A 24,973-nucleotide genomic window follows, 5' to 3' on the forward strand; every position below is an offset into this window, starting at 1 on the left:
CTCCTGCTGGTCGCGGGTGGTTCGTGCTCCAGATTAGGCCCTGGCGCGCACCTCCTCGCAGCGGGTGCCGCACCGGCCGCGCCCCCGCGCCGACCTCCCCCTACATCCCTCCGGCGACCCTCAGAACGGTGCCCGTCGTGTACGAGGCGTCCGCGGACAGCAGCCAGCTGATCGCCCCGGAGATCTCCTCGGGACGCCCGGCCCGGCCGAGCGGGATGCGTGAGGCGGCCCTGACGGGACGGTCGGGATCGCCCATCGCGGCGTGCATGTCGGTCTCGGTGATGCCGGGTGACACCGCGTTGACCCGTACGCCGACCGGCCCCAGCTCCTTGGCCAGGCCCACGGTGAGGGTGTCGACGGCGGCCTTGGTCGCGGCGTAGTGCACGTACTCACCCGGGCTGCCGAGGGTCGCCGCCGCCGAGGAGACGTTCACGATCGCGCCCCCGGACCCCCGCATCTCCCGCACCGCGCGGCGACAGCACAGCAGGTAACCCAGCAGGTTCACGTCGACGACGCGCCGCAGGTCCTCGGTGGACACGTCCGCGAAGGCGCCGAGCGGCCCGGTCACCCCGGCGTTGTTGACCAGCCCGCTCACCCGGCCGAACTCCTCGAGGGCCGTGTCGAAGATCCGCTCCGCCCCCGCTTCCTCCGAGGTGTCGGCGCGCACGGCCACGCAGCGGCTCCCGACGGAGCGCACCCGTTCGGCGACCCCTCGCGCGGCGGCCTCGTCACGGGCGTATCCGAGGACCACGTCGTGGCCGTCCCGGGCCAGGCGGACACAGGTCGCCGCACCGATGCCCCGGCTCCCTCCCGTGACGACGGTGACCTGACGCGACATGAGGTGCCTCCTGATCCGGCCGGTGCCCCTCTCCGGGAGCCTGGTGGGGGAAGTATGCCAGTGGGGTTCCGCACCGCGGACGCCGGACTACACCGTCCCACCAGGGTGGTCACGGCTCGCCGAGGTGGGGGCGGTCGGGGGGCTGCGCCTCAGACCACCGCGCGGGGCGCGACCGCGGACTTGTGCAGGCACGCCACCGCGAACGCGCGCCCCGCCGTGGTGAGCTCCCGGCGGCCGTCGTGGTCGTCCCCGGTGACCAGCCCGAGCGCCTCCAGCAGCCAGCCCACCGCCATCACCATGGCGCGCACGCGGTCCGAGGCGGTCTCGGCGGTGCGGCGGTGCGCGGCGGCGTGTCGTCCGGCGGCCACCGGCGGGTCGACCGGGCGCCACCCGGACTCGGTCAGGGTGCGCTCGGCCGCCTCCGCGTCGGAAGTGGCCGGTCTGGCGTGTGAGCCCAGGCCCTGGGGCGAGCGGCCCAGCAGCATCCCGAGCAGCGTCTCGGCGGCGGCCTGCTGGATGCCGCCGGTCCGGCACAGCGTCTCGGTGGCGGCCTCCCACAGCGCCTCGGGGTCCTCGCGCAGCTGCTGCCCGCGTCGGGTGAGTTCGAGACGGCGCCCGGAGCGGCGCACGGCGCGCATCGTGCGCAGCACCTGGTGCAGGGCGATGATCTGGGTGGCGTCGGTCTCGCTGCGCGGCGGCTCCGGGGTGGTGGACCAGCCGAAGTCCTCGCACAGCTGCCGGACCACGCCGGGGGAGATGTACCCGATCTGTGTGAGCGCGATCCCGTCAGCGGCCAGGTCCAGCATGCGTTGCAGCGGCGCCATCGCGGCGGTCGAACCGCGCGGCACGTCCGCCCCGGCGATGATCTGCCCCACCAGCGGCCACAGGCGTTGCCGGTGCGGGTGCGCGGAGGAGGAGATCCAGGCCCGGACCCGCTCCTCGCGGACCCGGTCGAGGTGACTGAGCCCCCGCTGGTCGGGCTGGGTGAGGAAGGAGCGCGCGAACCGTTCCTGGGCGGGCCGCCACCCGCTCTTCCCCGGGCGGATGTCCCCGAGTGTGATGGCGAGTTCGAGCGCGGCGGCCGTCTCCCCCCGGGCGTGCAGCTCCACGTCGCCCACGCTGGTGCCCCAGGTGAGTTCGGGGAGGTCGGGAGGTTCCACCCCCGACTCCCACATGAGGCGTTCGTACATCGCCAGGCCCGCCGTGTGGTCGGCGTCGTACAGGGCCAGCAGGGTGGCGGTCTCCGAGGCCCGGCACACGTCCGCGTACCGGTTCAGCTTCAGGAGCTGGAAGAGGTGGCCGAGGGACCGCACCGCGAACAGCCGGTCGTCGGCCGAGTCCTGGAAGCGCAGGGGGAGTTCGTACCAGCAGAACCGCTGTACCGCGTGCTGGTTGAGCCGTTGGATCTCCTGCTCGGGGGCGAGCGTGTCCAGAGCCAGTCGTGCCAGGTCGGCGGCCCGCTCGTCCCGCCGGGCCAGTTCGGCGAGTGCGGACGCGACTGCCTCCCTCATGATGGGCGCCACCTCCCCGCGTACCTCGTGCCCGGCCCGTCCGGGGGTGGGACGGCCGGGTACGGTGCTTCGTTGTCGGCCCGAGGTCACGGTTGGGGGTTCACCGTGTCGGGCTGTGCCTGTCCTACCCCGGAAAGGCCGAAGAATTCCAGCTTGTGGGCGCCTGGGACCCTACCGGGGTCGACGCGGGGGTACCGGGGGAACGACACGGCTCGCGACGACGTCGGCCTCGGCGACCTCCACCGTCGAGTCGTCCCTCCTGCGCAGCGTGAGCACGCCGTCGGCCCAGGACTCCACCACGCCGACGATATCGGTGAAGCCGCCCTCGGCGCGGGTGATTCGCACGGAGACCCTGGCTCCGAGGTCCTCCGGGGTGATCCTGTGGACGAGCCTTCCGCCCAAGTGCATGATTTCCAACCCCCCGAGTGTGCGATGGGTGTTCTCCGACGCCATACTAGGAGAACGACATCTGTGCCAATCGCTTTACAGAGCCCGGACCACGAACGACGCCCGCACGTCGGAACCGGTGCCGGTGCCCTCTGAAGGTCCCCGCCTCCCCGCGGGTTAGCGGGGGTGAGACAAGGAGTACGACGTGACCTACGTCATCGCGCAGCCCTGTGTTGATGTGCTGGACAAGGCGTGCATTGACGAGTGCCCCGTGGACTGCATCTACGAGGGTGACCGCATGCTCTACATCCACCCGGACGAGTGTGTGGACTGCGGCGCGTGCGAGCCGGTCTGCCCGGTGGAGGCCATCTACTACGAGGACGACCTGCCCGAGCAGTGGTCGGAGTTCTACAAGGCCAACGTCGACTTCTTCGACGACCTGGGCTCCCCCGGCGGCGCCTCCAAGGTCGGCAAGATCGACCGCGACCACCCGATCGTCGCCAAGCTGCCCCCGCAGGCCGAGTGAGCCGCGCGCGACCCCTTGGCGCAGAGGTCGCGTCGCCGACGTGACGTGTCGCGCCGGCCCCCACCGGGGTCGGCGCGACGCTGTTGTGTGGGGCCCGACCCAGACCTGAACGGCCCGAGAACCGAATGGAGAGTGCACCGATGGGTGAACGTCGACCGGTGACCGATCGGCTTCCGACCTTCCCGTGGGACCGGCTGACGCCGTACAAGAGAACGGCCGCCGCCCACCCGGACGGGATCGTCGACCTCTCGGTCGGCACTCCTGTGGACCCGGTGCCCGCGAACCTGCGCGCCGCGCTCGCCGACGCCTCCGACTCACCCGGGTACCCGTTGACCTGGGGCACCCCCGAACTCCGCGCCTCCATCCAGGGCTGGTTGGAGCGCCGCCACGACGTCCGGGTCGCGGACGGCGCGGTCCTGCCCACGGTCGGCTCCAAGGAACTGGTGGCTTGGCTGCCCACCCTGCTCGGCCTGGGCCCCGGTGACACTGTCGTCCACCCCGAGCTGGCGTACCCGACCTACGACGCGGGCGCGCGCGTCGCCGGGGCCACCGCCGTCGCCTCGGACAGCCTCACCGCGCTGGGTCCGGCCGACGTCAAGCTGCTGTGGGTCAACTCGCCCGCCAACCCCACCGGCCGCGTCCTCGGCGCCGACCACCTGCGCAAGGTGGTCGAGTGGGCCCGAGAGCGGGGCACGATCGTCGCCTCCGACGAGTGCTACCTGGACCTGGGCTGGGACGCCGAGCCCGTCTCGATCCTGCACCCGGACGTGTGCGGTGGATCGCACGAGAACCTGCTCGCGGTCCACTCGCTGTCCAAGCGCTCCAACCTCGCGGGGTACCGGGGCGCCTTCGTCGCGGGCGACCCCGACCTGGTGGCCGAACTCCTCGCGGTGCGCAAGCACGCGGGCATGATCGTGCCCGCCCCCGTGCAGGCGGCCATGAAGGCGGCCCTGGACGACGACGCGCACGCCGCCGAGCAGAAGGAGCGCTACCGGGCCCGTCGCACGCGGCTCCGCGCGGCGTTCGAGGGCGCGGGGTGGAGCGTCGAACACTCCAACGCGGGGCTGTACCTGTGGGCCAGCCACCCCGACCACGACGCGTGGGGCGCGGTCGCGGCGCTGGCCGAGCGGGGCGTCCTGGTGGCCCCAGGCGCCTTCTACGGCCCGACCGGCGAGCGCCACGTCCGCGTGGCCTTCACCGCCACCGACGAACGTGTCGAGGCCGCCGCCAAGCGTCTGGCCGAGTGATCCCCGGCGGTGGGGGCCGGTGCCGGAACGGCCGGCCCCCACCGCCGCGATCGGAACGCCCCCGGGCGGACCCCGTCCGTCGGAGGCGGCCCTACCGCAGGACGACCCGGCCGCCCGTGGCCTCGCTCGCGTCCTCGATCTCGGTCCAGTTCTGCGCGCCGTCCATGCCCTCCGAGGCGCGCCACCGCTGGTCCTCGTACGACACCGACGTGATCCCGTACTCCTCGGCGTGCACGACCGCCCAGTGGGCCATCGCCCAGCCGAGGTCGCCGGTGCGCGGCTCCCGGTCCTCCGACACGGGGAGCTCCGCCGGGTCGGTGCCGAACACCCGGGCCATCTCCTCCTCGGCCCCCGCGACGTCCGCGTCCCCGGCCCGCAGCGACTCCAGGGTCGCCTCGTCGAACCAGCAGGTCACCGCCGCTCCACCCGGCCCGGTGAAGGCGTCGGCCATCCCGGAGGACAGCTCCTCGTGCTGGTCGTAGGCGAACCCGTGCGCGCTGCGCTGCACCCGCTGGGCGGCCTCGTAGACGGGCAGGTCCTCCCACCCGCCGACCTCCACCAGTTCGTCATAGAACGACCGGCTGGAGGTCACCGGGTCCAGGATCTCCTCGGGATCGCCCCACTCCTGTGACGGCCGCTGCTGGAACAGGCCCAGGGAGTCCCGGTCCCCGTACTCCACGTTGTAGAACGTGGACTCCTGCCACACCGTCGCGTACGCCACCGTGACCGCCTCCTCGGGGAGGTCGCGGCTGAAGGCGACGCCGCCCACGGTCGCCGCGTTCGCCGCCTGGGTGATCTCCATGTCGTAGCGGCCCTCGGGGAGTGCCAGACGGCAGCCGGGGTCGGGACGTTCGCGCGTGTCCAGCGGCTCGAACGTGGTCAGCACGTAGTAGCCCCCGGCCACGAACAGTCCGCAGACGAAGGTGAGGATGAGGAGGATCTTGGCGAACGCGGAGAACGTCCTGCGTTTACTGGGCACGGGCGCACCAAGGGTCGGCGACGGGTGGAGCCCACCGGTCGCGGACCCGAGGGGAGGGCCGAGGCGGTGCGCTGGGCGCTGTGCCGGGTTCCTGACGGAGGCGGTTTCCCGGACGAGCCCCGGCGAAAGTGTAGTCGGCGCCGCGATCAGTCAACGGGAACCCTCGCTGAGCGTGTGTCCGGACCCGTGACCGGGCCACCCGATCCGTTCCGAAGCCGCCGCACGTCCCGGCTCCGGGCGGTCTCCGGGCGGTCACCGGCACGAGTGGCCAAAGGCTCATCCGGAGCGGGCGGGGCGCAGACGACCCACCCCGGACGAGCGGCTAACGTGGGTTCACATGACCAGCTCGTACACCAGTCCGCTGCCCGACCAGATCGACGAACTCTGGGAGCGGCGCTCCGAACTGACCCCCGACCACTCCGAGGCGCGCGCCGTCATCACCGGCGCCATCGACCAGATCGACGAGGGCAAGGCCCGCGTGGCCTTCGTCGACCCCGCCACGGACGACGTGGTGGTCGACGAGCGCGCCAAGCGCTCCATCCTCCTCGGCTTCAAGGTCCTGGACATGAAGGAGTCCCACGTGGGCGACTTCTACCACCACGACCGCATGCCCCTGAAGACCCGCTTCGACGGCGTCCGCGTCGTCGCCGGCGCCATCGCCCGCTGGGGTTCCTTCCTGGCCCCGGGCGTCGTGCTCATGCCGTCCTTCACCAACATCGGCGCCTACGTCGGCTCCGGCACCATGGTCGACACCTGGGCCACGGTCGGCTCCTGCGCGCAGATCGGTGAGAACGTCCACCTCTCCGGCGGCGTGGGTGTCGGCGGCGTCCTGGAGCCCCCGCAGGCCTCCCCGGTGATCATCGAGGACGACGCCTTCCTGGGCTCGCGCAGCATGGTCGTCGAGGGCGCCCGCGTGCGCAAGGGCGCCAAGCTCGGCGCGGGCACCATCCTCACCTCCTCCACGCGCGTCTTCGACGCCGAGACGGGTGAGGAACTGGCCCGGGGCGAGGCCCCGGCCTGGTCGGTGTGCGTCACCTCCAGCCGCACCAAGAGCTTCCCCGGCGGCGACTTCGGCATGCCGGTCCTGCTGGTGCTCAAGCGCCTCGAGGAGGGGCAGGAGCACGACAAGCTCGCCCTGAACGACCTCCTGCGCGAGCACGGCGTCAACGCCTAGACCGCGCACCGCGCGCGCACGTCCGGGGCGTCCTCCCACCCGGGGAGGGCGCCCCGCCGTTGTTCTAGGGTGGCCGTGCGCGTGACCCATCCACTGACCTCACCGAAACGGGGCGACACCATGCTGGACCTGACCTCGGACGTGGCGGACCTGACCGCCGCCCTCGTGGACATCCGTTCCGAGAGCGGGGACGAGAGGGCCCTCGCCGACGCGGTCGAGAACGCCCTGTCCTCCCTCACCCACCTCACCGTGACCCGGGACGGCGACGCCGTCGTGGCCCGCACGGAGCTCGGCCGGGACCGCCGCGTGGTGATCGCCGGTCACCTCGACACCGTGCCGATCGTGGACAACGTCCCCTCGCACGTGGACGGCGACCGCCTGTACGGCTGCGGTACCACCGACATGAAGGCGGGCGTGGCCGTCCAGCTCAAGCTGGCCGCGCTGGTCACCGAGCCCCTCCACGACGTCACCTACGTCTTCTACGACAACGAGGAGGTGGACGCCGTCCGCAACGGCCTCCTCCGCCTCAGCCGTAACCACCCGGAGTGGCTGGCCGGTGACTTCGCGATCCTCATGGAGCCCACCGACGGGGTCATCGAGGGCGGTTGCCAGGGCACCATGCGCGTGGACGTCACGGCCTACGGCAAGCGGGCGCACAGCGCGCGTTCCTGGAAGGGAGAGAACGCCATCCACAAGGCGGGCGCGATCCTGGACGTGCTGCGCGCCTACACGCCCCGCCAGCCCGAGGTGGAGGGCCTGACCTTCCACGAGGGGCTGAACGCGGTGTTCGTCGAGGGCGGCGTGGCCGGGAACGTCATCCCGGACGAGTGCGTGGTCCGCGTCAACTACCGGTACGCCCCGGACCGCTCCCCGGCCGACGCCGAGGCCCACCTGCGCGAGGTGTTCGCGGGCTTCGAGGTGACGGTCACCGACTCCTCCGCTCCGGCCCGCCCCGGCCTGGACGACCCCTCGGCGGCGGCCTTCGTCACCGCCGTCGGTGAGGGACGGGCCCGCGCGAAGCTGGGGTGGACCGACGTCTCCCGCTTCTCGGAGCTGGGGGTGCCCGCCGTCAACTACGGCCCCGGCGACCCGATGCTCGCCCACACGCGTGACGAGTACGCCAGCATCCCGCAGATCCGCGAGGCCGAGGAGCGCATGGTGGCCTGGCTCACCGGACGGCGCTGAGCGAACCCGGACCGCGACCGCCCGCCGGGCGCTCCGGACCTGGTGGGCGGTTCCGTGTCCGCTACCGGTCACCGGACCGACACGCGTCGTTCGGGTGTGGTCCGGCCACGGATGGATAGCTTTACGAGCATGACGGAAGAAGAGAACGTGAGGCGTGCCGGACCGCTCACCTACCGCGGTCGCGCGATCCCCGACACCACCACCGACCAACGACTCCTCGACCGGCGCGGCCCCGCCGACTGGGTACACACCGACCCCTGGCGTGTGCTCCGCATCCAGTCCGAGTTCGTGGAGGGCTTCGGGCTGCTCTCCGAGCTCCCCTCCGCCGTGAGCGTGTTCGGCTCGGCGCGGATCAGGCCCGGCTCCGAGTTCTACGAGCTCGGCGTCCAGGTCGGGGCCAGGCTCGCGGAGGCCGGGTACGCGACGATCACCGGCGGCGGCCCCGGGATGATGGAGGCGGCCAACAAGGGCGCCCAGCAGGCGGGCGGGCTCTCCGTGGGCCTGGGCATCGAGCTCCCCTTCGAGCAGTCCCTCAACTCCTACATCGACATGGGGATGACCTTCCGGTACTTCTTCGTCCGCAAGACGATGTTCGTGAAGTACTCGCAGGCCTTCGTGGTGCTGCCCGGCGGGTTCGGGACCCTCGACGAGCTCTTCGAGGCGATCACCCTCGTCCAGACCAAGAAGATCACCCGGTTCCCCGTGGTGCTGATCGGCACCGAGTTCTGGGGCGGCCTCCGCACCTGGGTGGAGGACAGCCTGCTCAAGCACGGCCTCGTCGCGGACCACGACATGGAGCTCCTGTACGTGACCGACGACCCGGAGGAGGCCGTGCGGATCGTCCAGCAGGCGCACCTGCACCTGGAGAACAGGTTCGAGCGCGACGAGGCGGGCCCCGCCAGCTAGGCGCTGCTCAGGCGAGTCCCCTGCGCACGGCGGCGGGCGGGCGCTCCCCGCGCACCGAGGCGGCCATGTCCAGGGCGTGCCGTACCCGCTCCGGGTGGTCGGTCACGAACACGCGCGCGCCGGCCCAGGCGTACACGGTCGCCAGGGCCACCTCCTCGGCCGCCGCGACCGGGACCGCGCCCACGATCCCGGGCGGGGCCGGGGGCAGGTCGGTGCGCGGTGCGTCGCCGTCCGGCCGCGTACAGCGGACCAGGACGGTGTGCCCCTCCGCGACGAGGGCGGCGACCCGGGCGGCGGTGGGTCGGTGACCGGCGTCCACCGTCCAGGGGGCGCCGTCCCTCGGACCGTCCCCGGTGGGGGACGCGGGAGCCCCCGCCCCGGCGCCGGGCGCGGTGGGGGTCAGGACTCGGAAGGGTGCGTTCGACACCCGCCGAGTCTCCCATGCCCGGCGCTCCCTGGGGAGTGCGGCGGTGTGGCACGATCGGTCCCGTGCCTTTCTTCATCTTGATCCTGGTCGCCGCCGCCGCGCTCGCCGTCCTCGTGGGCGTGGTCTTCGTCGTGCTCGGCAAGGGCGGGCAGCTCGCCCGGTTCGAGGCCGACTTCCCTCCGCTGAACCTGCCGGAGGGGCGCCCGGTGGGCTCCCGTGACCTGGCCGGACTCCTCGTCCCGCTGTCCATGTGGGGGTACCACGTGCGCGCGGTCGACGAGCTGCTGGTGCGGCTCACGTCCACCCTGCGCGAACGCGAGGAGCGGATCGAGGACCTGGAGTGGCGGCTGGCCCGGCTGGACCCGTCCTACGTGCCCCGGGGCACGGGGCCGAGCCCGGGAGCCTACCTGCCGGGCGAGGAGGAGCTCGACGGGTACGCCGACGACGTCGAGCGCGTGACCCTCGTCCCGCCGCCCGGCGGGAGCCCGGCCGACACCCGTGCGGAGGACACGCCCTTCGGGTCCGCTCCGGCGCCCGACTCGGGTGCCACCCCCGCATCGACCCCCGAAACCTCCCCCGAATTCGTGTCCGAAACCACCCCCGAAGCGGACGACGCCTCGGTCGGCGGTCGAGGCGACGACCGGTCCTGACCCCTCCTGGAGGCCCGGAGAGGCCGCGGCACGCCCGGGTCTCCTATGCCGTGCATCACATCCGTCTCGTCCTTCTTGGTCGGATGTGGTGCGTTCGGGTGTTCTATTCTCGGTCGCTGTACATGCGTACCCCTGCTCCGCCGGAGCGGGTGGACCGTCGTGAGGATGGCGAGGATGGACACAGCACCCGAACTCCGGGCGGGCTCCGAGGACGAGCCCGGGAACTCCTCCACCCCGGTGCGCCAGATGTCCCTCTGGCCGCCGCCCCGATCGACCCGACACACGGGCCGGCGCCGCCGCCAGTTCGCCAGGACGGCCGTGGCCCTGGTCGCGTTGCTCCTGGTCGGAGGTGGGGGCTTCGCGGCCTGGTCCCACCTGGACGGGGCCCGCGAGGACACCGTCACCACCATGTCCGACCCCGAGGAGTTCGTCGGTGCCTGGTCGGGCCGGATGAGCCAGGTGGACACGGACGGACGGCCCGTCGCCGAGTGGGACGCGGAGGTACGGATCGAGGAGGGCGCCGAACGCGGCAGCACCGCCTGGACCACCTTCTCCTGCTCAGGGACCCTGGAGCTGTCGGCACGCGACGGCGACCGGCTCGTGTACGCCTACACCGAGACCTCCGACCCCGAGGACCGGTGCGTCGACGAGTCCGAACTGACCCTCTGGCCCGCCTCCGAGGGCGACCGGCTCAACGCCGAGTGGTCCTCCGTCACCCGCGAGGGGACGCGGATGGTCTCCACCGGTCTGCTGGACTGAGCGGGCCGCGAGCCCGCTCAGCGACCGCCCCGCCCGGGGCGGAGAACGCACGGACGCCCGCACAGCGCGCGGGTTTCGGTCGAGACCGATATAACCTTACTGACCAACGATTCCTCGCCGGTGAGCGCTCGCGGGGGAGTTCCGGGTGTCGCCTGGCGCACACCCAGGGCCCAACCTCCGAGATAATGGTCGAAGAGTGATTCCCGACCCGCCACACGGGCGCGAGTCACACGGAACCGGCCGACGGCTCCGAAGCCGAGACGACCCTGCGGATCGGTGTCGGTGCTGTGGGTCGGCCCCGGTCACCTGCGAGGAACACCTAGAAAGGGGAATGGCATGGCGGCGATGAAGCCGAGGACCAGCGACGGGCCGATGGAGGTCACCAAGGAGGGTCGCGGCATCATCATGCGGGTCCCGCTTGAGGGCGGCGGCCGTCTGGTCGTGGAGCTCACGCCGGACGAGGCGACCGAACTCCGGGACGCGCTCCGGGGTGTCGTCGGTTAACCGGCACCAATCGTCCCCCACCTGGGCCGGAACGCCCTGATGACCCCCGAGGTTCCACACCTCCCACCTGCGTGAACCTCCCCGAAGAGTGAACGATTGTGAGCGGCCTGTGCCATTCGCCACGGAGATCCACCCCGTACCGGGGACCCTCGCCGAATCCACCGCGGACCTGTTGGTCCTCCCCGTACTCGCGGGCGAGGAAGGCCCCGAGGCGGTCGAAGGGGTCACCGACGGTGGACTGACACAGGTCCTTCCGTCGTCGCTCGCGGAGCTGTTCGCGCACTACGCACTCACCGGCGCGTCCGGTGAGCTCTCCCAGTTCCCGGTGTCCCGGGACGGGGGCCTGGTCCGCCTGGCCCTTCTCGGAGTCGGCTCGGGTAGCCCCGCCGACCTCCGGAAGGCCGGCGCCGCCCTCTCCCGGGCCGCACGGGGCAACGAGCGCGTCGCCCTGGCCTGGCCCGGCACGGACGCCGAGACCGCCACGGCCTTCGTCGAGGGCGCGCTGCTCGCCTCGTACACCTTCACCTACCGGACCACCGAACCCCCGAGGTCCCAGCGCCCCGCCCCGGTGATCGACGTGGTCGGCGACGTCGCGGCCCTCGCGGAGCCCCTGGCCCTGGGCACCACCCTGGCCACGGCGACCGCCCTCGCCCGGGACCTGATCAACACCCCCTCGTTGACCAAGGACCCGGAGTGGATGGCCGCCCGGGCGCGTGAGACCGCCGACCGGTCCGGGCTCGACGTGCGGGTGTGGGACGAGAAGGCCCTGGGCGACGAGGGCTTCGGCGCGATCCTCGGTGTCGGCCAGGGCTCCTCCCGGCCGCCCCGACTGGTCCAGCTGGGCTACACGCCGGAGAACCCCACCGCGCACGTGGTGCTGGTCGGCAAGGGCATCACCTTCGACACCGGCGGGCTCTCGCTCAAGCCCAATGACAACATGAAGCTCATGAAGACCGACATGAGCGGCGCGGCGATCGTCCTGGCCGTCCTGTCGGCGCTGGCGTCCGTGGGCGCGAGCGTGCGGGTCACCGGTCTGCTCGCCCTCGCGGAGAACGCCTTCTCCGGTGACGCCACGCGTATCGGTGACGTGCTGACCACCTACACCGGCCGGACCGTCGAGGTGCTCAACTCCGACGCCGAGGGCCGTCTGGTCCTGGCCGACGCCATGGGGTACGCCAGCACCCGCCTCGACCCGGACGTGCTGGTGGACGTCGCCACCCTGACCGGCGCCGCCAAGCTGGCGCTGGGCACCGGCATCGGCGCCCTGTACAGCACCGACGACACGGTCGCGGCGCAGATCGAGGCCGCCGGAGCGGAGTCGGGCGAGCCGCTGTGGCGGATGCCCCTCACCGAGGACTACGTCCCGACCACCGGCTCCCGGGTGGCGGACCTGGCCAACATCGGGACCCGCGGCGGTGACTTCGGCCCGGCCGGGGCGACCGACGCCGCCCTGTTCCTGCGCGAGTTCACCGGCGGCCTGCCCTGGGCCCACCTGGACATCGCCGGTCCGGGCCGGTCCATGAAGGAGAGCGGCCTGCTGTCCAAGGGCGGCACGGCCTTCGCCACCCGGACCCTGCTCCGCTGGCTCGCCGCGAGGTAGGCGCTCCGGTCGGTGCCGACCGACCACCACGGGCCCGGGCGGACACCCTCCGCCCGGGCCCGCGCGCGTCCACGGGTGCGGTGACGCGCTCTGCGAACGGGGCCCGGTCCACGGGCCGCGTCCGTGCACAGGGAGTGTTTTTTGGATGCTTTCGCCGGTGGTGGCGGAGCCGCCGTCGATGCGAGCGGCAGCCTGGCAACGCGAGCGCGGAATGATCCACAAAGCACGACCTAGGGGCGGATGGCGGCGAGCAGCCCCTCACCGACCGGGACCAGCAGCGGAATGAACGCCTCGTCCTCGCGCATGCGCTGCATCACCTCGCGCACCGCGGTCTCCGCCGGGTCCGGCACCCGCAGCGGACTGTCCGGTTCGGCGGGGCCCGTCAGCACGTTGTTGAACACCACCACCCCGCCCGGGCGCAGCAGCCGCAGCGCCTCCTCCAGGTAGGCGGGGTAGGAGGCCTGGTCGGCGTCGACCGACACCATGTCGTACCCGCCGTCGGTGAGCCGGGGCAGCACCTCCAACGCCGTCCCCCGGATCAGCCGGGCACGGCCGGCGCCGAACCCCGCCCGGGAGAAGGCCGAGCGCGCGTAGTCCTGGTACGCGGCGTTGACGTCCACGGTCGTCAGGATGCCCTCGGGGACCATCCCCCGCAGCAGCCAGATCCCCGAGGTCCCGCAGCCCGTGCCGATCTCCACCACGGAACGGGCCCCGATGGCGGCGGTGAGGAACCGCAGCGCGGCCCCCGTCGCCGCGTCCACGGGCGAGGCCGCGGCGCGTACCCCCGCGTCGTAGGCGTCCGCCAGAGGTCCGTCCCCCATGGCGGACTCCTCGAACCGAGCCTGCTCGGTCCGGACCCACGCGGTCCGGGCGACGCTCTCTTCTGCGCTGATGACGGCCTCCCAAGCACGGCTGAATGTCATGGCCAGGCGTTCTGACCGGGGGATCGTCACCCACCGTAGAATGGTGGTCGCGGCCAGGTATGTCCCTGGGCAAAAGACTAGCCTGAACCAGCCGGAACTCCGAGCGTGGTGGCGGGAACTTAATCGGTGCCCTCCGACGTTGAATCGGGATGAACGCACGTTGATCGCCACGAAGTGAACGCCCCCCACCTGTCCTCGCGTGGTGAACTCAGCGGGATGAAGGGAGCAGCGGTGCCAGAGACCGGCCCTGCCGTCGAGTTCGAGGCATGGGAACCCCCGAGCTGGGAAGAGGTCGTGCGCGTCCACTCGCCGCGCGTCTACCGGCTGGCCTATCGCCTCACCGGGAACAAGCACGACGCCGAGGACCTCACCCAGGAGGTCTTCATCCGTGTGTTCCGCTCCCTCGCCAACTACACCCCCGGCACCTTCGAGGGGTGGCTGCACCGCATCACCACCAACCTCTTCCTCGACATGGCCCGGCGCAAGGCCCGCATCCGCTTCGAGGGCCTGGCCGACAACGCCGACGAACGTCTGGAGGGCCGCGAGCCCTCACCGGCCCAGCGCTACGACGACCGGCACTTCGACGCCGACGTCCAGAGCGCGCTCGACGCCCTCCCCGCCGAGTTCCGAGCCCCCGTCGTGCTCTGCGACATCGAGGGCCTCTCCTACGAGGAGATCGCCGCCACCCTCGACGTCAAGCTCGGGACCGTCCGCAGCCGCATCCACCGGGGCCGCGCCCAGCTGCGCCGCGCCCTGGAACACCGCAGGTCCCTGGCTGCCGCGAACGGGGCCCAGGGGGGCACCGAGGGGCCCGACGGCGCCACTGCCAACGTGATCCACGGGGAGGCGGAATGAGCATGGACCACCTCGGGGAGCGCCTGTCGGCGCTCATCGACGGGGAACTGGGCGCCGCCGACCACGAGCGCGCCCTCATCCACCTGGCCAAGTGCGAGTCGTGCCGGTTCGAGGCCGACATGATGCGCAGACTCAAGCGCAGGCTCACCGGGCTCGGCGAACCCGAACCCGACATGGACTTCATGGGACGCCTGATGTCCCAGCCGGGCTTCGGCGGACCCGGCGGCCCGGGGGGACGTGATCGGGGTGATCGCGGCCCCTCGGACCCGCCGCCCACCGGCCCTTTCGGATCCAGCCCACCACTGGGCCACTCCCGTCCGCTGGGCGGGTTCCCCATGGGCGGGCCCCTGATCGGAGCGGGGCGGGCGGCCCACCCGAGCGAACCGGTGCACCGGGGCGGGGGTTCGGCCACCAGCCCGGACCCCGGCCAGGAGAGACCCCAGCCGCGCACCCAGCCGGAGCGGTACGTCCCGCCCCGGCCGGAACCGCGTGGCGGCGACCGGTTCTCCGGCCTGCTGCCGCACTTCTCCGGCGGACGCTACGCGGTCGCGGGGCTGGCCGTGGCGACGGCGCTCCTGGGGAGCGCGTTCGTCGCGGGCGGTGAGGGGGAGGACACCCCGGTCGTCGAACCCCACCTGGCCGACTTCGCCGTCGAGCACGCCGTGACCAGCCGCCAGATACCGGTGGTGGAACCGCTGCCCGCGGACCGCCCGCCGTTCGAGCCGCTGCCCGTCGCGGCTGAGGGGTCCCAGCCCTCGGCCACGACCGAAACGACCCGGTGAGGGCTGACAGACCCTCTCCCGGACCGAACTCCGCTCCCGCCTCCGTGGCCGCCGCGCTGCTGTGCGCCCTCGTGCTCACCGGCGCGGTCCACCCGGAGGCCACCTCGGTCCCGGCCGAGGGGGAGGACCACGGCATGACCGTCCTGGAACGCGCCTCCGAGGCCCACGGCCGGGTGGCCTACACCGCCGTTCGTGAGGTGCGCGGACCGCGGGGTCGGGACGGGGTCGACCTCAGTGTGGTCAACCGCCCCGACTCCGGCGTGGCCATGTCGCCGCTGGGGGAGGGGGACACCGAGTCGGCCTTCGTCGTGCTGAGCTCCTCCGCCCTGGAGTCCCTCGACGAACGGCTCCTGGCCGTACTGGAGGAGACCTACCAGGTGGTCGACGCGGGTCGGGAACGCCTCGACGGCCGCCCGGCGCACCTGGTGGAGGCGTTGCGCGCGGACTCCACGGTGGCCGGACGGTTCTGGGTGGATGCCGAGACCCACCTCCTGCTGGGCCACGTCGTCTACGACCGCGCGGGAGACGAGGCGTTCAGCAGCCACCTCACCGACCTCGACCTGGGTGAGGGCGCCTGGCCGGACGAGGCCCTCGGGGACTCGCCCTGGGGTGACGCCCTCGACGGCGGTGAACGGCAGGAGCTCCGGGAGGCCGGGTGGGTGCTCCCCGAGCACCTGACCTGGGACCTCCGACTGGTCGACACCCGCGCCAAACGCTACGGGAAGGAGCGGGTCGTCCACGCCGTCTACTCCGACGGGCTCTCCCAGGTCTCGGTCTTCGTCCAGCGTGGCAAGCTGGGAACCGAACATCCCTCCACACTTGGTAACGGATACACCGGAACCGGAACGGGGGGTGGTGGCGTCACACCAGGGCACGACACGATCTTCGGCGGAGACGTGGGCCAGTACCAGAGCGTGTGGCAGGCGAACGGATTCGTCTACACCGTGCTGGCCGACGCCCCCGCGGACCTGGCGTCCTCGGCGGTGGCCGCGTTGCCAGGCCCCGAGGACTCCGGCTTCTGGGCCAGGGTGCTGAGAGGTCTGTCCCGGCTGGGCCTGCTGTAGGCCCGGCCGACCGGCGCGGCGCGTGCCGGGACCGAAAGCCGAGCGACATACGGAGCAGGTCTTGAGCCAGGACAACGACCGTTCGGAACCCGCCGAGGGGTGGGCCCCGCCCCCGCCGAACGGTGGCGCACCCCAGCCGGGCGCGCCGGACGCGCCCGCCCCCGGGCAGGTGCCCGACCACCCCTCGCGCGGGTCCGCCGGTCCATGGGGCGCCCCACCGCCCCCGCAGGGAGGTCAGCCTCCCCGCCCCGACCACCCCTCGCACCGGTCCGGCGCACAGGCGTCCAGCCCCCAGCAGTCTCAGGGGTCGCAGCACTCCCCGGGATCGCAGGCGTACCACGAGTCTCAGGGGCATCCCGGTGCGCAGGCGCCTACCCCCCACCAGACCCCGCAGCCGCAGGGCCAGCAGCCACCCACCTCACACCAGGGCCAGCTGACCGGGCAGGTGCCGAGCCACGGTCACTTCGCCGCGCCCCCCGGACCCCCCACGAGGTACGGCCAGCCCGCCCCCGACCCCACGGCGGGGCGCCGTAGACGAGGGGTTCCCGCCTGGGCCGCGCTGAGCGGGATGCTGGTCGTCGCCCTCATCGCGGGCGGCGCGGGCGGTCTCGCGGGAGGTCTGCTCGGCTCCGGTCAGCAGGCGGCCCCCGACTCCCAGCAGGGCCCGAAGATCAACGAACCCCCGCCCGAGGCGCCCGAGCGCGCCGCCGACACCATCGCGGGCGTGGCGCAGCGGGTCAGCCCCAGCGTGGTCTCCCTGCGCAGCGCGGGCGGACGCGTCGGGGCGTCCGGCTCCGGCTTCGTCATCGCCGACGACTACGTCGTCACCAACGACCACGTCTCCGCCCCGTTGGAGGAGGACGGGATCGTCATCGAGTACAGCGACGGCAGGTTCAGCCCGGCCACCGTCGTGGGCTCGGACCCCAGCTCGGACCTGGCCGTCCTCCAGCTGGAGGAGCCCAACGAGGTCGAGCCGCTGGAGTTCGGCGACTCCGACGAGGCCGTCGTGGGCGACGAGGTCATCGCGATCGGCGCCCCGCTGGGCCTGGACGGGACGGTCACCCAGGGCATCATCAGCGCCAAGGACCGGCCGGTCAGCTCCGACGAGGGCGAGAGCCAGTTCTTCGCCCTCCAGACGGACGCCGCGATCAACCCCGGCAACTCGGGCGGCCCGCTCGTGGACATCCAGGGCCGGGTCATCGGCGTCAACTCGATGATCATCACCATGGGCGGCGGGTTCATGGGAGAGGCGCAGGGCGGCAGCATCGGACTGGGCTTCGCCATCCCCTCCACGGAGGCGGAGGAGGTCGTCACCCGGATGATCGACCACGGTGAGACCACCTACGCCGACCTCGGGGTCACCTTCGACCAGGAGAGTTCGGTCATCGGCGCGGTGATCGCCGACGACTCCGGGGCCGTCGAGAGCGGGGGCGCCGCCGACGAGGCGGGGCTGGAGCCGGGCGACGTGATCGTCACCTTCGACGGACGCCGGGTCAACTCCCACGGCGAGCTCCAGGCCATGGTGCGCGACCGGACCCCCGGCGAGGAGGTCGAGCTGGAGTACGAGCGCGACGGCGAAAGGGAGTCCGTCACCGTCACCCTCGGCTCCGGGGACTGACCGGCGCCGTCCGGCCCCGGGAGAGACGACGGCCCCCGGATCCGCAGGGATCCGGGGGCCGTGCGCGTGTCCTCCAGGCGCCCCTGGAGGGGTCGGTCGTCAGCGACCGGCGGGGGAGATACCGAGCTGCATCCCGGCCAGCCCGCGCGGCTTGCCGACGAGCTTCTCCGCGATCGAGACGATCACCTTGCTGGCCTCGGTCTCGGGGTGGGTCAGGACCAGCGGCTGGCCCTCGTCGCCGCCCTCACGCAGACGGGTGTCCAGCGGGACCTGCCCCATGAGCGGGATCTCGGCACCGAGGGTCTTGGTCAGCGCGTCGGCGACCGTCTGGCCACCGCCCTGGCCGAAGAGGTGGACCGGCTCTCCGCCGTCCTCCGGCTGGTAGTAGGACATGTTCTCGATGACACCGGCGATCCGCTGGTGCGTCTGGGCGGTGATCGCGCCCGCGCGCTCGGCGACCTCGGCGGCGGCCTGCTGCGGCGTGGTGACCACGATCAGCTCGGCGGCAGGGAGGAGCTGGGCGACGGAGATCGCGATGTCACCGGTGCCCGGGGGCAGGTCCATCAGCAGGACGTCCAGGTCACCCCAGAAGACGTCGGAGAGGAACTGCTGGAGGGCGCGGTGCAGCATCGGGCCGCGCCACACCACCGGGGTGTTGCCCTCGGTGAACATGCCCACCGAGATGACCTTGATGTCGTGCGCGGTCGGCGGGAGGATCATGTCCTCGACCTTGGTCGGGAAGTCCGACGCACCGAGCATGCGCGGCACCGAGTGGCCGTAGATGTCGGCGTCGACGACGCCCACCTTGTGACCCTGGGCCGCGAGCGCGGCGGCGAGGTTCACGGTGACGGACGACTTGCCGACACCGCCCTTGCCCGAGGCGACCGCGTAGACCTTGGTGAGGGAGTTCGGCTTGGCGAAGGGGATCTCCTTCTCCGCCTGGCCGCCGCGGAGCTTGGTCTGGAGCTCCTTGCGCTGCTCCTCGTTCATGACGTCGAGCTCGACCGTGACCTTCGTGACGCCGGCGACCTTGGTCACCGCTCCCGTCACGTCCTTCTCGATGCGGCCCTTCATCGGGCACCCGGCCACCGTGAGGTAGATGCCGACGTGCACCGCGCCGTCGTCACCGATCTCGACGCTCTTGACCATGCCGAGGTCGGTGATGGGTCGGTGGATCTCCGGGTCTTGCACCGTCGTCAGGGCTTCGTGGACCTGCTCGGTGGTTGGTGTGGAGGACATGTACTCAATCGTAGGTCAGCGGGACGGGGTGGTTGGCCTGTGGTGGCGCTCGTGTGACCGCCCGCAGGACCACCAGTTCCAACAGGGGAGGGGCGTGCCGCTATTCCGTCGTCCGGGGGCCTTCGCGGCTCCCGCCCCGCACCGTGACCAGGCGATAACGGCGTGGCCTTAACGCAGGCGATACATGCCCGGATAGTAGTCTCAGCGCACGATGGGAAATGTGCCGCCACCGCCTGGTTCGTCCTGGCCCGCCGCGCCTGAGGGGCCGGAGGGGCAGACTTCTGGTGGCTCCACCCAGGAGCAGACCTGGGCCTGGCCTCCCGGAGGCGCGCGCCAGACCCCGCCCGGCGGGCACCCCGCGCTGACTCCGGACCCGTCGGTGTGGGCCTGGCCACCACCGCGACCGGTGCGGCAGAACCTGTTCGCCTGTGCGGAGATCCCCGAGGGTGAGTCCTATCACAGGCTGGCCCGGACTCCGAGGTTCCGTTGGTGGGTCCCGCCCCTCGCCCTCCTGGTCTTCGCCGTCCTGCTGTTCTTCCTGTGGGTCGGCGTGGTGGTCGTGATGACCATCGTCGCGATCCTCGGCGGCAGCGGTCTGGCACCGGACTCCGTCCGGGTGGGGGAGATCGCCGGGCTGGCGTTCGGTCTGTCCGCGATAGCCCTGCTGGCACCGGTCACCCTCTTCGTGGCCCGCGTGGTGCAGTGGCGCAGACCCGGTTCCCTGCTCTCCGTCACCGGACACCTGCGCTGGCGCTGGCTGGCCCGCTGCGTGTTCACGGCGGCCGTCCCCGTCACCGCGGCCACCGCGCTGCTCCTGGCGTTCACCGGGGAGGGCCCGGCCGACCTGCCGATCACCGTCGACTACGGAAGCGTCGAGGTCCTCGCGGCGGCGATGCTCGTGATCGTGCTGCTGGTCCCGCTCCAGTCCGTGGCCGAGGAGATGACGCTGCGCGGGATGGTCATGCAGCTCGTCGGCTCGCTGGGGTCACCCGACGGAGACTCCGCCTTCTCCCGGGTGCTGCGCTCCCCGTGGCCCGCCATCCTGGCGGGCGGCACGCTCTTCGCGGCCCTGTACGCGGCCACCCACCCGGGCGACGCGTGGAACACGGCGGCGCTGGCCGTCCTCGGTCTGGGCATGGCCTGGGTGACCTGGCGCACCGGCGGCCTGGAGGCCGCGATCGGCCTGCACGTGGTGAACAGCCTCGTCCAGTTCGGCGTGTGCGCCGTGGAGGGCCGCCTGGACGAGGTGGGCACCGGGGTCGTGCTCGGCGGAGGCCTGCCCCTGGGAACCAACACCCCGATGACCCTGGCCCTGGCCGTGGTCCAGGTCGGGCTCTACCTTCTCCTGGTCGGCGCCATGGCGCGCCGCCACGGAGTGCGACGCCGCAGCGCCACCTCTCAGGTCTGAGAGCGCGCGGCGTCCGGCACGGGGTCCGGCGGGAACACCCAGGTGCGGTAGGCGAAGAAGCGGAACAGCGTCCCCAGTCCCACCCCCACCACGTTCCCGGAGACGTTCTGCGCCAGGGCGCCCTCCAGGCCGAGCACGTACAGCGAGAAGGCCTGGCAGCCCACCTGGATGAGCATCCCCACGCCGTTCATCACCAGGAACAGGAAGGTCTCCCGCCCCAGGCCGGTGCTGGCCCGGTCGTTGAAGGTCCAGAACCGGTTGCCCACGAAGGCCACCGCGATGGCGCACGAGGTGCCCACCACCTGCCCCGCCATCGACCCCATGCCGCCCGCCCACAGCAGGTTGGTCGCGGTCAGCTGCACCACGTACGCGATCGCGCCGACGGAGCCGAACTTGCCGACCTCGGAGGCCAGCCGGGCCAGCCTGGGGCGGCGGGAGAGGAACTCGCGCATGGCCTGCGCCCTCCGGGTCCTGGTGGGGGTCACGGCGGCGGGGGAGTGGGCCCTGGGGGTGGTGCACCCGCACACCCTAGACTCTATCCGGGGCCTTCGAGAGACACCCCGGCCGCGGGTTCCGAGCCGAACGGCCAGGTTCCGCCGTGCGCGGGGCCGCCCCGCATCCGCGGTTGACGAGCATTGAGTTGAGGAACTGTGAGCGAGCGTAACCGCATCGTCCCCCGCGTGGGAATGGTGGGCGGAGGCCAACTCTCCCGGATGACCCACCAGGCGGGCATCGGGCTGGGCGTGGACTTCTCCGTCCTGGCCGCCGACCCCCGGGACAGCGCGGCCCTGGTCTGCGGCGACGTCACCCTGGGCGACGACCGAGGCCTCGACGACGTCCTGGCCTTCGCCAAGGCCAACGACGTGGTCACCTTCGACCACGAGCACGTGCCCGAACCCGTCCTGCGGGCCGTGGAGGAGGCGGGCGGGCTGCTGAGGCCCGGTCGCGACGCCCTCCGCTTCGCCCAGGACAAGCTGCGCATGCGCACCCGCATGGCCGAGCTGGGCGCACCGTCCCCGCGCTGGCGGGCGGTGACCACCCTGGAACACGTCACCGGGTTCGCCGGGGACACCGGGTGGCCGGTCGTGCTCAAGGCCGCGCGCGGCGGTTACGACGGCAAGGGCGTGTGGATCGCCGACGGCCCGGAGGAGGCCCGCGAGGTCGTGGACCGCGCCGCCGCCGAGGACGTCCCGTTGCTCGTGGAGGAGAAGGTGGACTTCTCCCGCGAGCTCGCCGTCCAGGTGGCCCGCTCGCCGCACGGGCAGGTCGCCGTGTACCCCGTCGTGGAGACCGTCCAGCGCGGCGGGATCTGCCACGAGGTGATCGCCCCCGCGCCGGACCTGGCGGATGAGAGGGCCCTGCGCGCCCAGAAGCTGGCCATCGAGATCGCGCACGCCCTGGACGTCACGGGCGTGCTCGCGGTGGAGCTGTTCGAGACCGCCGACGACGTGGTCGTCAACGAGCTGGCCATGCGCCCGCACAACTCCGGCCACTGGAGCATCGAGGGTGCTCGCACGTCCCAGTTCGAGCAGCACCTGCGCGCGGTCCTGAACCTGCCCCTGGGCTCACCGCGCACCAACGCCCCCTACACCGTCATGGCCAACCTGCTCGGCGGCGAGGACCCGGAGGTCTACCGCCGCTACCTGCACGTGATGGCCAAGGACCCCGAGGTGAAGGTGCACTTCTACGGCAAGGACGTGCGTCCGGGCCGCAAGATCGGGCACGTCACCGTGATGGGCGACGACTACCAGGACCTGCTGGAGCGCGCCCGCGACGCCGCTTCCTACCTGCGAGGAGACCAGAAGTGACCGACAGCAAGCCCCTGGTGGGCATCGTGATGGGGTCCGACTCCGACTGGCCCGTGATGCGTGACGCGGCCGAGGCCCTCACCGAGTTCGGGGTCCCCTTCGAGGCCGACGTGGTCTCGGCGCACCGCATGCCGCACGAGATGATCTCCTACGGTTCGGAGGCGGCGGGGCGCGGGCTCAAGGCGATCATCGCCGGCGCGGGCGGCGCGGCCCACCTGCCGGGGATGCTGGCCTCGGTGACCACCCTCCCGGTCATCGGTGTCCCGGTGCCGCTCAAGTACCTCGACGGCATGGACTCGCTGCTGTCCATCGTGCAGATGCCCGCCGGGGTGCCGGTGGCCACCGTGGCGGTGGGCGCCGCGCGCAACGCCGGTCTGCTGGCCGTGCGCCAGCTCGCCGCGCACGACCAGCGGCTGGCCGAGCGCATGACCGCCTTCCAGGAGGAGCTCAGGGAGCAGGCGCACGCCAAGGGCGAGCGGCTGCGCCGCGAGGTGGCCGACGGCGGCCGGACCATGGGGTTCGGCCGGTAGGGAGCCTCACTCGGGCAGGAGCGCGCGTAGCCCGTCCATCGCCTGGTCCACCGTGGGCAGGGAGTCGGGGTCGACCAGGTACTGGAGGACGTATCCGGTGACCAGGTTGTAGACCATCGACCCCAGGCCCGCGGCGGTGCCGGGGTCGACCTCGGCCACGGGGACGCCCAGGATCAGGGCGCCGAACTCCCGGCGGGCCTCCGCGATCCCCTCGGCCAGGTGCGCGCGCATGTCCTCGTCGAACTGGGCCTGGCCGAAGACCTGGACGCTGGAGACCATCAGGTCGCGGTGCTGGGGGAGGGTCTCGAACAGCGTGGTGAGCAGGAGCCGCGCCCGGTCCCGTGCGGTCTCCGGGCGGGACCGGGCTACGGCCTCCGCGAAGACGTCGCCCCACTCGCCGGTCGCCTCGATCACGGCGGTGTTCATGAGGCGGTCCTTGGACCCGAAGTGGTATCCGATGGACGCCAGGTGCGCGCCGGAGGCGGCGGCGATGTCCCGGGCAGTGGTCTTGGCGTAGCCCTTCTCCGCCAGGCACTTCCTCGCGCCCACCAGCAGGTCCTCACGTTGGCTCATGCCGCCAGCCTAGCATTTTGACGTACGTACATACCGCTGTCCCGTCCGGTCGGGGCCGGCGGCGGACACGGCCGTGGACGACGCCAGTGCCGACCGGACGGGGCCCTCGACTCCCGGACGCCGGGCGGGCCGAGGCCCGCGGCGACGCCCCTTCGTCGCCCCGGGCCCTCGTGCCCGCTCCCGGCCCCCGGGAGCGCGGGGCCTCAGCGCAGGGTGGCCGTGAGGGTGATGGTCGTTCCCCTGAGCGCCTGGCTGACCGGGCAGTTCTCCTTGGCGTCCTCGGCGATCCGCTGGAAGTCCTCCTCGGAGATCCCGGGGATGTCGGCCTCGACGCTGAGCTGGACACCGGTGATCCCCTCACCGGGCTGGAAGGTCACGGCCGCCCGGGTGTCCACACTCCGGGGAGGTGTGCCCGCACCGGCCAGGGCGTGCGAGAACGCCATCGAGTAGCAGGTGGCGTGCGCGGCGCCGATCAGCTCCTCCGGGCTGGTCCGGCCCTCCGGGGCGTTGGCGCGGGACGCCCACGTGACGTCGAAGGTCCCGACCCCGGACGAGTCCAGGGAGACCTGCCCCTGCCCGTCCAGGAGCGCTCCCTCCCAGTGCGCGGTCGCGTTGCGTGTGGTCGCCATGGCGTGCTCCTCGTGTGTACTGGTCGAACGGTCGCAGTCAGCCTCGCAGCCCGGGGGCGTTCGTGGCGCCACGACGCCCCGCAATCCGGAAGCGGGAACGCGTCCGCCGTCCCCGGCGGGCGGGGACACGCCCCTGGGCCGTCAGGCTCCCAGGCCGTAGCCGTCCGGGGCGACGCACTCCTCCGTGGGGCGCTGCTCCAGGTAGCCCCACTCCAGGAGGTCGTTGACCGGCACGTTGCCCTCACCCTCGGCCTCGGGGACCTCCTCGGCGGGGACCAGCAGCTGCTCGCCGCCGCCGGGCTGCTCGAAGTGCGGAGCGATCGGGCCGACCCAGGCGGAGACGGGTTCGGTGACCTCGTAGCAGTTGTAGTTGTGCTCGGGCCCGTCCGGCCAGGTGTTCAGCGAGTTCGGCGGCAGCGCGCGCTCGGCGTAGGGGGCGCCCGCCGGAGCGAGGAACGAGCCCCCCGGGGAACCGAAGCGATCCAGCATCCAGCCCGAGGGCAACTCCTGGAGCTCCTTCAGGGGCTGACCGTCGACGACCACGAAACCGTCGTGCTCCGGGTAGTCCCAGCTGCCGTCGACGGTCCACCAGCGGTCCAGGAACTCCACGGGGGACAGGCCGCCGAGCCGGTCGTACCCCTCGACCAGGCTTCCCACCGGGCCGTCCTCGGGCAGCTCGGACGGGCCCAGCCGAGAGTCGCCGCACAGGTAGCGGTCCAGGTCCTCCGCGCTGGGCGGCGGGGTCAGGACCGGGCAGCCCGAGGGCTCGGCGGAGGCGGGAGCAGCGGCGGCGACCACCAGGGCGAGGGCGGCACCGACCACCAGGGGGAACTTCGACATGGGACTCCGTT

Annotated in this window: 27 protein-coding genes; 16 read left to right on the plus strand and 11 right to left on the minus strand. The window is 72.4% G+C overall.

Features of this window, described 5'->3' with window-relative positions:
- Positions 1-100: 100 nt before the first annotated feature.
- The 3 genes from ACFW3L_RS19240 to ACFW3L_RS19250 form a co-directional block, all read right to left on the minus strand.
- Entirely contained in the window at positions 101-838 is a 738-nt protein-coding gene (locus ACFW3L_RS19240) for an SDR family NAD(P)-dependent oxidoreductase (RefSeq protein WP_378742337.1), read from the minus strand.
- Between the two features lie 149 nt (positions 839-987).
- Positions 988-2,349 carry a hypothetical protein gene (locus ACFW3L_RS19245; RefSeq protein ID WP_378742339.1) on the minus strand — a complete coding sequence of 454 codons (1,362 nt, stop codon included), beginning with the start codon at positions 2,347-2,349 and terminating at the stop codon, positions 988-990.
- Between the two features lie 171 nt (positions 2,350-2,520).
- Positions 2,521-2,757 carry a hypothetical protein gene (locus ACFW3L_RS19250; protein WP_378742469.1) on the minus strand — a complete coding sequence of 79 codons (237 nt, stop codon included), beginning with the start codon at positions 2,755-2,757 and terminating at the stop codon, positions 2,521-2,523.
- A gap of 184 nt (positions 2,758-2,941) precedes the next feature.
- On the opposite strand from ACFW3L_RS19250, the gene fdxA reads away from it, so the two are divergent.
- Both fdxA and dapC read left to right on the plus strand, forming a co-directional pair.
- Positions 2,942-3,262: a ferredoxin gene (gene fdxA / locus ACFW3L_RS19255; protein WP_014908468.1), complete on the plus strand. Its 321-nt coding sequence runs from the start codon at positions 2,942-2,944 to the stop codon at positions 3,260-3,262.
- A 140-nt stretch (positions 3,263-3,402) separates the two neighbouring features.
- Entirely contained in the window at positions 3,403-4,509 is a 1,107-nt protein-coding gene (gene dapC / locus ACFW3L_RS19260) for a succinyldiaminopimelate transaminase (RefSeq protein WP_378742341.1), read from the plus strand.
- Positions 4,510-4,600: 91 nt separating this feature from the next.
- Here the strand turns inward: dapC and ACFW3L_RS19265 are convergent, their stop codons facing one another.
- Positions 4,601-5,488 (minus strand): hypothetical protein, encoded by an 888-nt coding sequence (locus ACFW3L_RS19265; RefSeq protein WP_378742343.1) that lies wholly within the window; start codon positions 5,486-5,488, stop codon positions 4,601-4,603.
- Positions 5,489-5,825: 337 nt separating this feature from the next.
- On the opposite strand from ACFW3L_RS19265, the gene ACFW3L_RS19270 reads away from it, so the two are divergent.
- The 3 genes from ACFW3L_RS19270 to ACFW3L_RS19280 all read left to right on the plus strand — a co-directional run bounded on the left by ACFW3L_RS19270 (position 5,826) and on the right by ACFW3L_RS19280 (position 8,753).
- Positions 5,826-6,662 carry a 2,3,4,5-tetrahydropyridine-2,6-dicarboxylate N-succinyltransferase gene (locus ACFW3L_RS19270; RefSeq protein ID WP_378742345.1) on the plus strand — a complete coding sequence of 279 codons (837 nt, stop codon included), beginning with the start codon at positions 5,826-5,828 and terminating at the stop codon, positions 6,660-6,662.
- Between the two features lie 120 nt (positions 6,663-6,782).
- A complete protein-coding gene (dapE, locus tag ACFW3L_RS19275) occupies positions 6,783-7,847 on the plus strand; it encodes a succinyl-diaminopimelate desuccinylase (protein ID WP_378742471.1) in 1,065 nt (354 codons plus the stop codon).
- A 129-nt stretch (positions 7,848-7,976) separates the two neighbouring features.
- The gene (locus ACFW3L_RS19280) at positions 7,977-8,753 is read left to right on the plus strand and encodes a TIGR00730 family Rossman fold protein (RefSeq protein ID WP_378742348.1); all 777 of its coding nucleotides are present in this window, start codon (positions 7,977-7,979) and stop codon (positions 8,751-8,753) included.
- Positions 8,754-8,760: 7 nt separating this feature from the next.
- Here ACFW3L_RS19280 and ACFW3L_RS19285 read toward each other — a convergent pair whose 3' ends face one another.
- Positions 8,761-9,180: a hypothetical protein gene (locus ACFW3L_RS19285; protein ID WP_378742350.1), complete on the minus strand. Its 420-nt coding sequence runs from the start codon at positions 9,178-9,180 to the stop codon at positions 8,761-8,763.
- A gap of 62 nt (positions 9,181-9,242) precedes the next feature.
- Here ACFW3L_RS19285 and ACFW3L_RS19290 point away from each other — a divergent pair, with 62 nt between their 5' ends.
- The 4 genes from ACFW3L_RS19290 (at position 9,243) to ACFW3L_RS19305 (ending at position 12,693) form a co-directional block, all read left to right on the plus strand.
- The gene (locus ACFW3L_RS19290) at positions 9,243-9,830 is read left to right on the plus strand and encodes a hypothetical protein (RefSeq protein WP_378742352.1); all 588 of its coding nucleotides are present in this window, start codon (positions 9,243-9,245) and stop codon (positions 9,828-9,830) included.
- A 174-nt stretch (positions 9,831-10,004) separates the two neighbouring features.
- Positions 10,005-10,589 (plus strand): hypothetical protein, encoded by a 585-nt coding sequence (locus tag ACFW3L_RS19295; RefSeq protein ID WP_378742354.1) that lies wholly within the window; start codon positions 10,005-10,007, stop codon positions 10,587-10,589.
- A 336-nt stretch (positions 10,590-10,925) separates the two neighbouring features.
- Positions 10,926-11,093 carry a DUF3117 domain-containing protein gene (locus tag ACFW3L_RS19300; protein ID WP_017542172.1) on the plus strand — a complete coding sequence of 56 codons (168 nt, stop codon included), beginning with the start codon at positions 10,926-10,928 and terminating at the stop codon, positions 11,091-11,093.
- A gap of 109 nt (positions 11,094-11,202) precedes the next feature.
- On the plus strand, positions 11,203-12,693 hold the full coding sequence (locus tag ACFW3L_RS19305; protein ID WP_378742356.1) for a leucyl aminopeptidase: 1,491 nt from the start codon (positions 11,203-11,205) through the stop codon (positions 12,691-12,693).
- A 230-nt stretch (positions 12,694-12,923) separates the two neighbouring features.
- On the opposite strand, the gene ACFW3L_RS19310 is transcribed toward ACFW3L_RS19305, so the two are convergent.
- Positions 12,924-13,514, minus strand: coding sequence for an O-methyltransferase (locus ACFW3L_RS19310; RefSeq protein WP_378742473.1), 591 nt, complete (start codon positions 13,512-13,514; stop codon positions 12,924-12,926).
- Positions 13,515-13,832: 318 nt separating this feature from the next.
- Here ACFW3L_RS19310 and sigE point away from each other — a divergent pair, with 318 nt between their 5' ends.
- From sigE to ACFW3L_RS19330, 4 genes are all read left to right on the plus strand, one after another.
- Positions 13,833-14,471 (plus strand): RNA polymerase sigma factor SigE, encoded by a 639-nt coding sequence (sigE, locus tag ACFW3L_RS19315; RefSeq protein WP_378742358.1) that lies wholly within the window; start codon positions 13,833-13,835, stop codon positions 14,469-14,471.
- Positions 14,468-15,253, plus strand: coding sequence for an anti-sigma factor family protein (locus ACFW3L_RS19320; RefSeq protein ID WP_378742360.1), 786 nt, complete (start codon positions 14,468-14,470; stop codon positions 15,251-15,253). The genes sigE and ACFW3L_RS19320 overlap by 4 nt, the downstream gene beginning before the upstream one ends.
- Positions 15,250-16,317, plus strand: coding sequence for a sigma-E factor regulatory protein RseB domain-containing protein (locus tag ACFW3L_RS19325; RefSeq protein WP_378742362.1), 1,068 nt, complete (start codon positions 15,250-15,252; stop codon positions 16,315-16,317). The genes ACFW3L_RS19320 and ACFW3L_RS19325 overlap by 4 nt, the downstream gene beginning before the upstream one ends.
- Before the next feature lie 568 nt (positions 16,318-16,885).
- On the plus strand, positions 16,886-17,935 hold the full coding sequence (locus tag ACFW3L_RS19330; protein WP_378742364.1) for a S1C family serine protease: 1,050 nt from the start codon (positions 16,886-16,888) through the stop codon (positions 17,933-17,935).
- A 99-nt stretch (positions 17,936-18,034) separates the two neighbouring features.
- Here the strand turns inward: ACFW3L_RS19330 and ACFW3L_RS19335 are convergent, their stop codons facing one another.
- Positions 18,035-19,174 (minus strand): Mrp/NBP35 family ATP-binding protein, encoded by a 1,140-nt coding sequence (locus tag ACFW3L_RS19335; RefSeq protein ID WP_378742365.1) that lies wholly within the window; start codon positions 19,172-19,174, stop codon positions 18,035-18,037.
- Between the two features lie 406 nt (positions 19,175-19,580).
- Here ACFW3L_RS19335 and ACFW3L_RS19340 point away from each other — a divergent pair, with 406 nt between their 5' ends.
- Positions 19,581-20,582, plus strand: a complete 1,002-nt coding sequence (locus ACFW3L_RS19340; protein WP_378742366.1) for a CPBP family intramembrane glutamic endopeptidase — start codon at positions 19,581-19,583, stop codon at positions 20,580-20,582.
- On the opposite strand, the gene ACFW3L_RS19345 is transcribed toward ACFW3L_RS19340, so the two are convergent.
- The gene (locus ACFW3L_RS19345) at positions 20,573-21,034 is read right to left on the minus strand and encodes a GtrA family protein (RefSeq protein ID WP_378742475.1); all 462 of its coding nucleotides are present in this window, start codon (positions 21,032-21,034) and stop codon (positions 20,573-20,575) included. The genes ACFW3L_RS19340 and ACFW3L_RS19345 overlap by 10 nt on opposite strands.
- A 198-nt stretch (positions 21,035-21,232) precedes the next feature.
- Between ACFW3L_RS19345 and ACFW3L_RS19350 the strand changes: the two genes are divergently transcribed.
- Together ACFW3L_RS19350 and purE are read left to right on the plus strand one after the other, a co-directional pair.
- Positions 21,233-22,390: a 5-(carboxyamino)imidazole ribonucleotide synthase gene (locus ACFW3L_RS19350; RefSeq protein WP_378742367.1), complete on the plus strand. Its 1,158-nt coding sequence runs from the start codon at positions 21,233-21,235 to the stop codon at positions 22,388-22,390.
- Positions 22,387-22,920 carry a 5-(carboxyamino)imidazole ribonucleotide mutase gene (gene purE, locus ACFW3L_RS19355; RefSeq protein WP_378742368.1) on the plus strand — a complete coding sequence of 178 codons (534 nt, stop codon included), beginning with the start codon at positions 22,387-22,389 and terminating at the stop codon, positions 22,918-22,920. Before ACFW3L_RS19350 ends, purE begins: the two co-directional genes overlap by 4 nt.
- Before the next feature lie 6 nt (positions 22,921-22,926).
- On the opposite strand, the gene ACFW3L_RS19360 is transcribed toward purE, so the two are convergent.
- The 3 genes from ACFW3L_RS19360 to ACFW3L_RS19370 all read right to left on the minus strand — a co-directional run bounded on the left by ACFW3L_RS19360 (position 22,927) and on the right by ACFW3L_RS19370 (position 24,962).
- Positions 22,927-23,493: a TetR/AcrR family transcriptional regulator gene (locus ACFW3L_RS19360; RefSeq protein ID WP_378742370.1), complete on the minus strand. Its 567-nt coding sequence runs from the start codon at positions 23,491-23,493 to the stop codon at positions 22,927-22,929.
- Positions 23,494-23,696: 203 nt separating this feature from the next.
- Positions 23,697-24,122, minus strand: coding sequence for an OsmC family protein (locus ACFW3L_RS19365; protein ID WP_378742372.1), 426 nt, complete (start codon positions 24,120-24,122; stop codon positions 23,697-23,699).
- A gap of 141 nt (positions 24,123-24,263) precedes the next feature.
- Entirely contained in the window at positions 24,264-24,962 is a 699-nt protein-coding gene (locus tag ACFW3L_RS19370; protein WP_378742374.1) for a TNT domain-containing protein, read from the minus strand.
- Positions 24,963-24,973: the final 11 nt, after the last annotated feature.

Origin of the sequence: Nocardiopsis sp. NPDC058789 (genome assembly GCF_042745575.1) — a bacterium.
GTDB lineage: Bacteria > Actinomycetota > Actinomycetes > Streptosporangiales > Streptosporangiaceae > Nocardiopsis > Nocardiopsis eucommiae.

Coding starts and splice junctions, on each gene's coding strand:
- ACFW3L_RS19240 (WP_378742337.1), bottom strand. CDS start 838: ATGTCGCGTCAGGTCACCGTCGTCACGGGAGGGAGCCGGGGCATCGGT.
- ACFW3L_RS19245 (WP_378742339.1), bottom strand. CDS start 2,349: ATGAGGGAGGCAGTCGCGTCCGCACTCGCCGAACTGGCCCGGCGGGAC.
- ACFW3L_RS19250 (WP_378742469.1), bottom strand. CDS start 2,757: ATGCACTTGGGCGGAAGGCTCGTCCACAGGATCACCCCGGAGGACCTC.
- dapC (WP_378742341.1), top strand. CDS start 3,403: ATGGGTGAACGTCGACCGGTGACCGATCGGCTTCCGACCTTCCCGTGG.
- ACFW3L_RS19270 (WP_378742345.1), top strand. CDS start 5,826: ATGACCAGCTCGTACACCAGTCCGCTGCCCGACCAGATCGACGAACTC.
- dapE (WP_378742471.1), top strand. CDS start 6,783: ATGCTGGACCTGACCTCGGACGTGGCGGACCTGACCGCCGCCCTCGTG.
- ACFW3L_RS19280 (WP_378742348.1), top strand. CDS start 7,977: ATGACGGAAGAAGAGAACGTGAGGCGTGCCGGACCGCTCACCTACCGC.
- ACFW3L_RS19295 (WP_378742354.1), top strand. CDS start 10,005: ATGGACACAGCACCCGAACTCCGGGCGGGCTCCGAGGACGAGCCCGGG.
- ACFW3L_RS19300 (WP_017542172.1), top strand. CDS start 10,926: ATGGCGGCGATGAAGCCGAGGACCAGCGACGGGCCGATGGAGGTCACC.
- ACFW3L_RS19310 (WP_378742473.1), bottom strand. CDS start 13,514: ATGGGGGACGGACCTCTGGCGGACGCCTACGACGCGGGGGTACGCGCC.
- sigE (WP_378742358.1), top strand. CDS start 13,833: ATGAAGGGAGCAGCGGTGCCAGAGACCGGCCCTGCCGTCGAGTTCGAG.
- ACFW3L_RS19320 (WP_378742360.1), top strand. CDS start 14,468: ATGAGCATGGACCACCTCGGGGAGCGCCTGTCGGCGCTCATCGACGGG.
- ACFW3L_RS19330 (WP_378742364.1), top strand. CDS start 16,886: ATGCTGGTCGTCGCCCTCATCGCGGGCGGCGCGGGCGGTCTCGCGGGA.
- ACFW3L_RS19335 (WP_378742365.1), bottom strand. CDS start 19,174: ATGTCCTCCACACCAACCACCGAGCAGGTCCACGAAGCCCTGACGACG.
- ACFW3L_RS19345 (WP_378742475.1), bottom strand. CDS start 21,034: ATGCGCGAGTTCCTCTCCCGCCGCCCCAGGCTGGCCCGGCTGGCCTCC.
- ACFW3L_RS19360 (WP_378742370.1), bottom strand. CDS start 23,493: ATGAGCCAACGTGAGGACCTGCTGGTGGGCGCGAGGAAGTGCCTGGCG.
- ACFW3L_RS19365 (WP_378742372.1), bottom strand. CDS start 24,122: ATGGCGACCACACGCAACGCGACCGCGCACTGGGAGGGAGCGCTCCTG.
- ACFW3L_RS19370 (WP_378742374.1), bottom strand. CDS start 24,962: ATGTCGAAGTTCCCCCTGGTGGTCGGTGCCGCCCTCGCCCTGGTGGTC.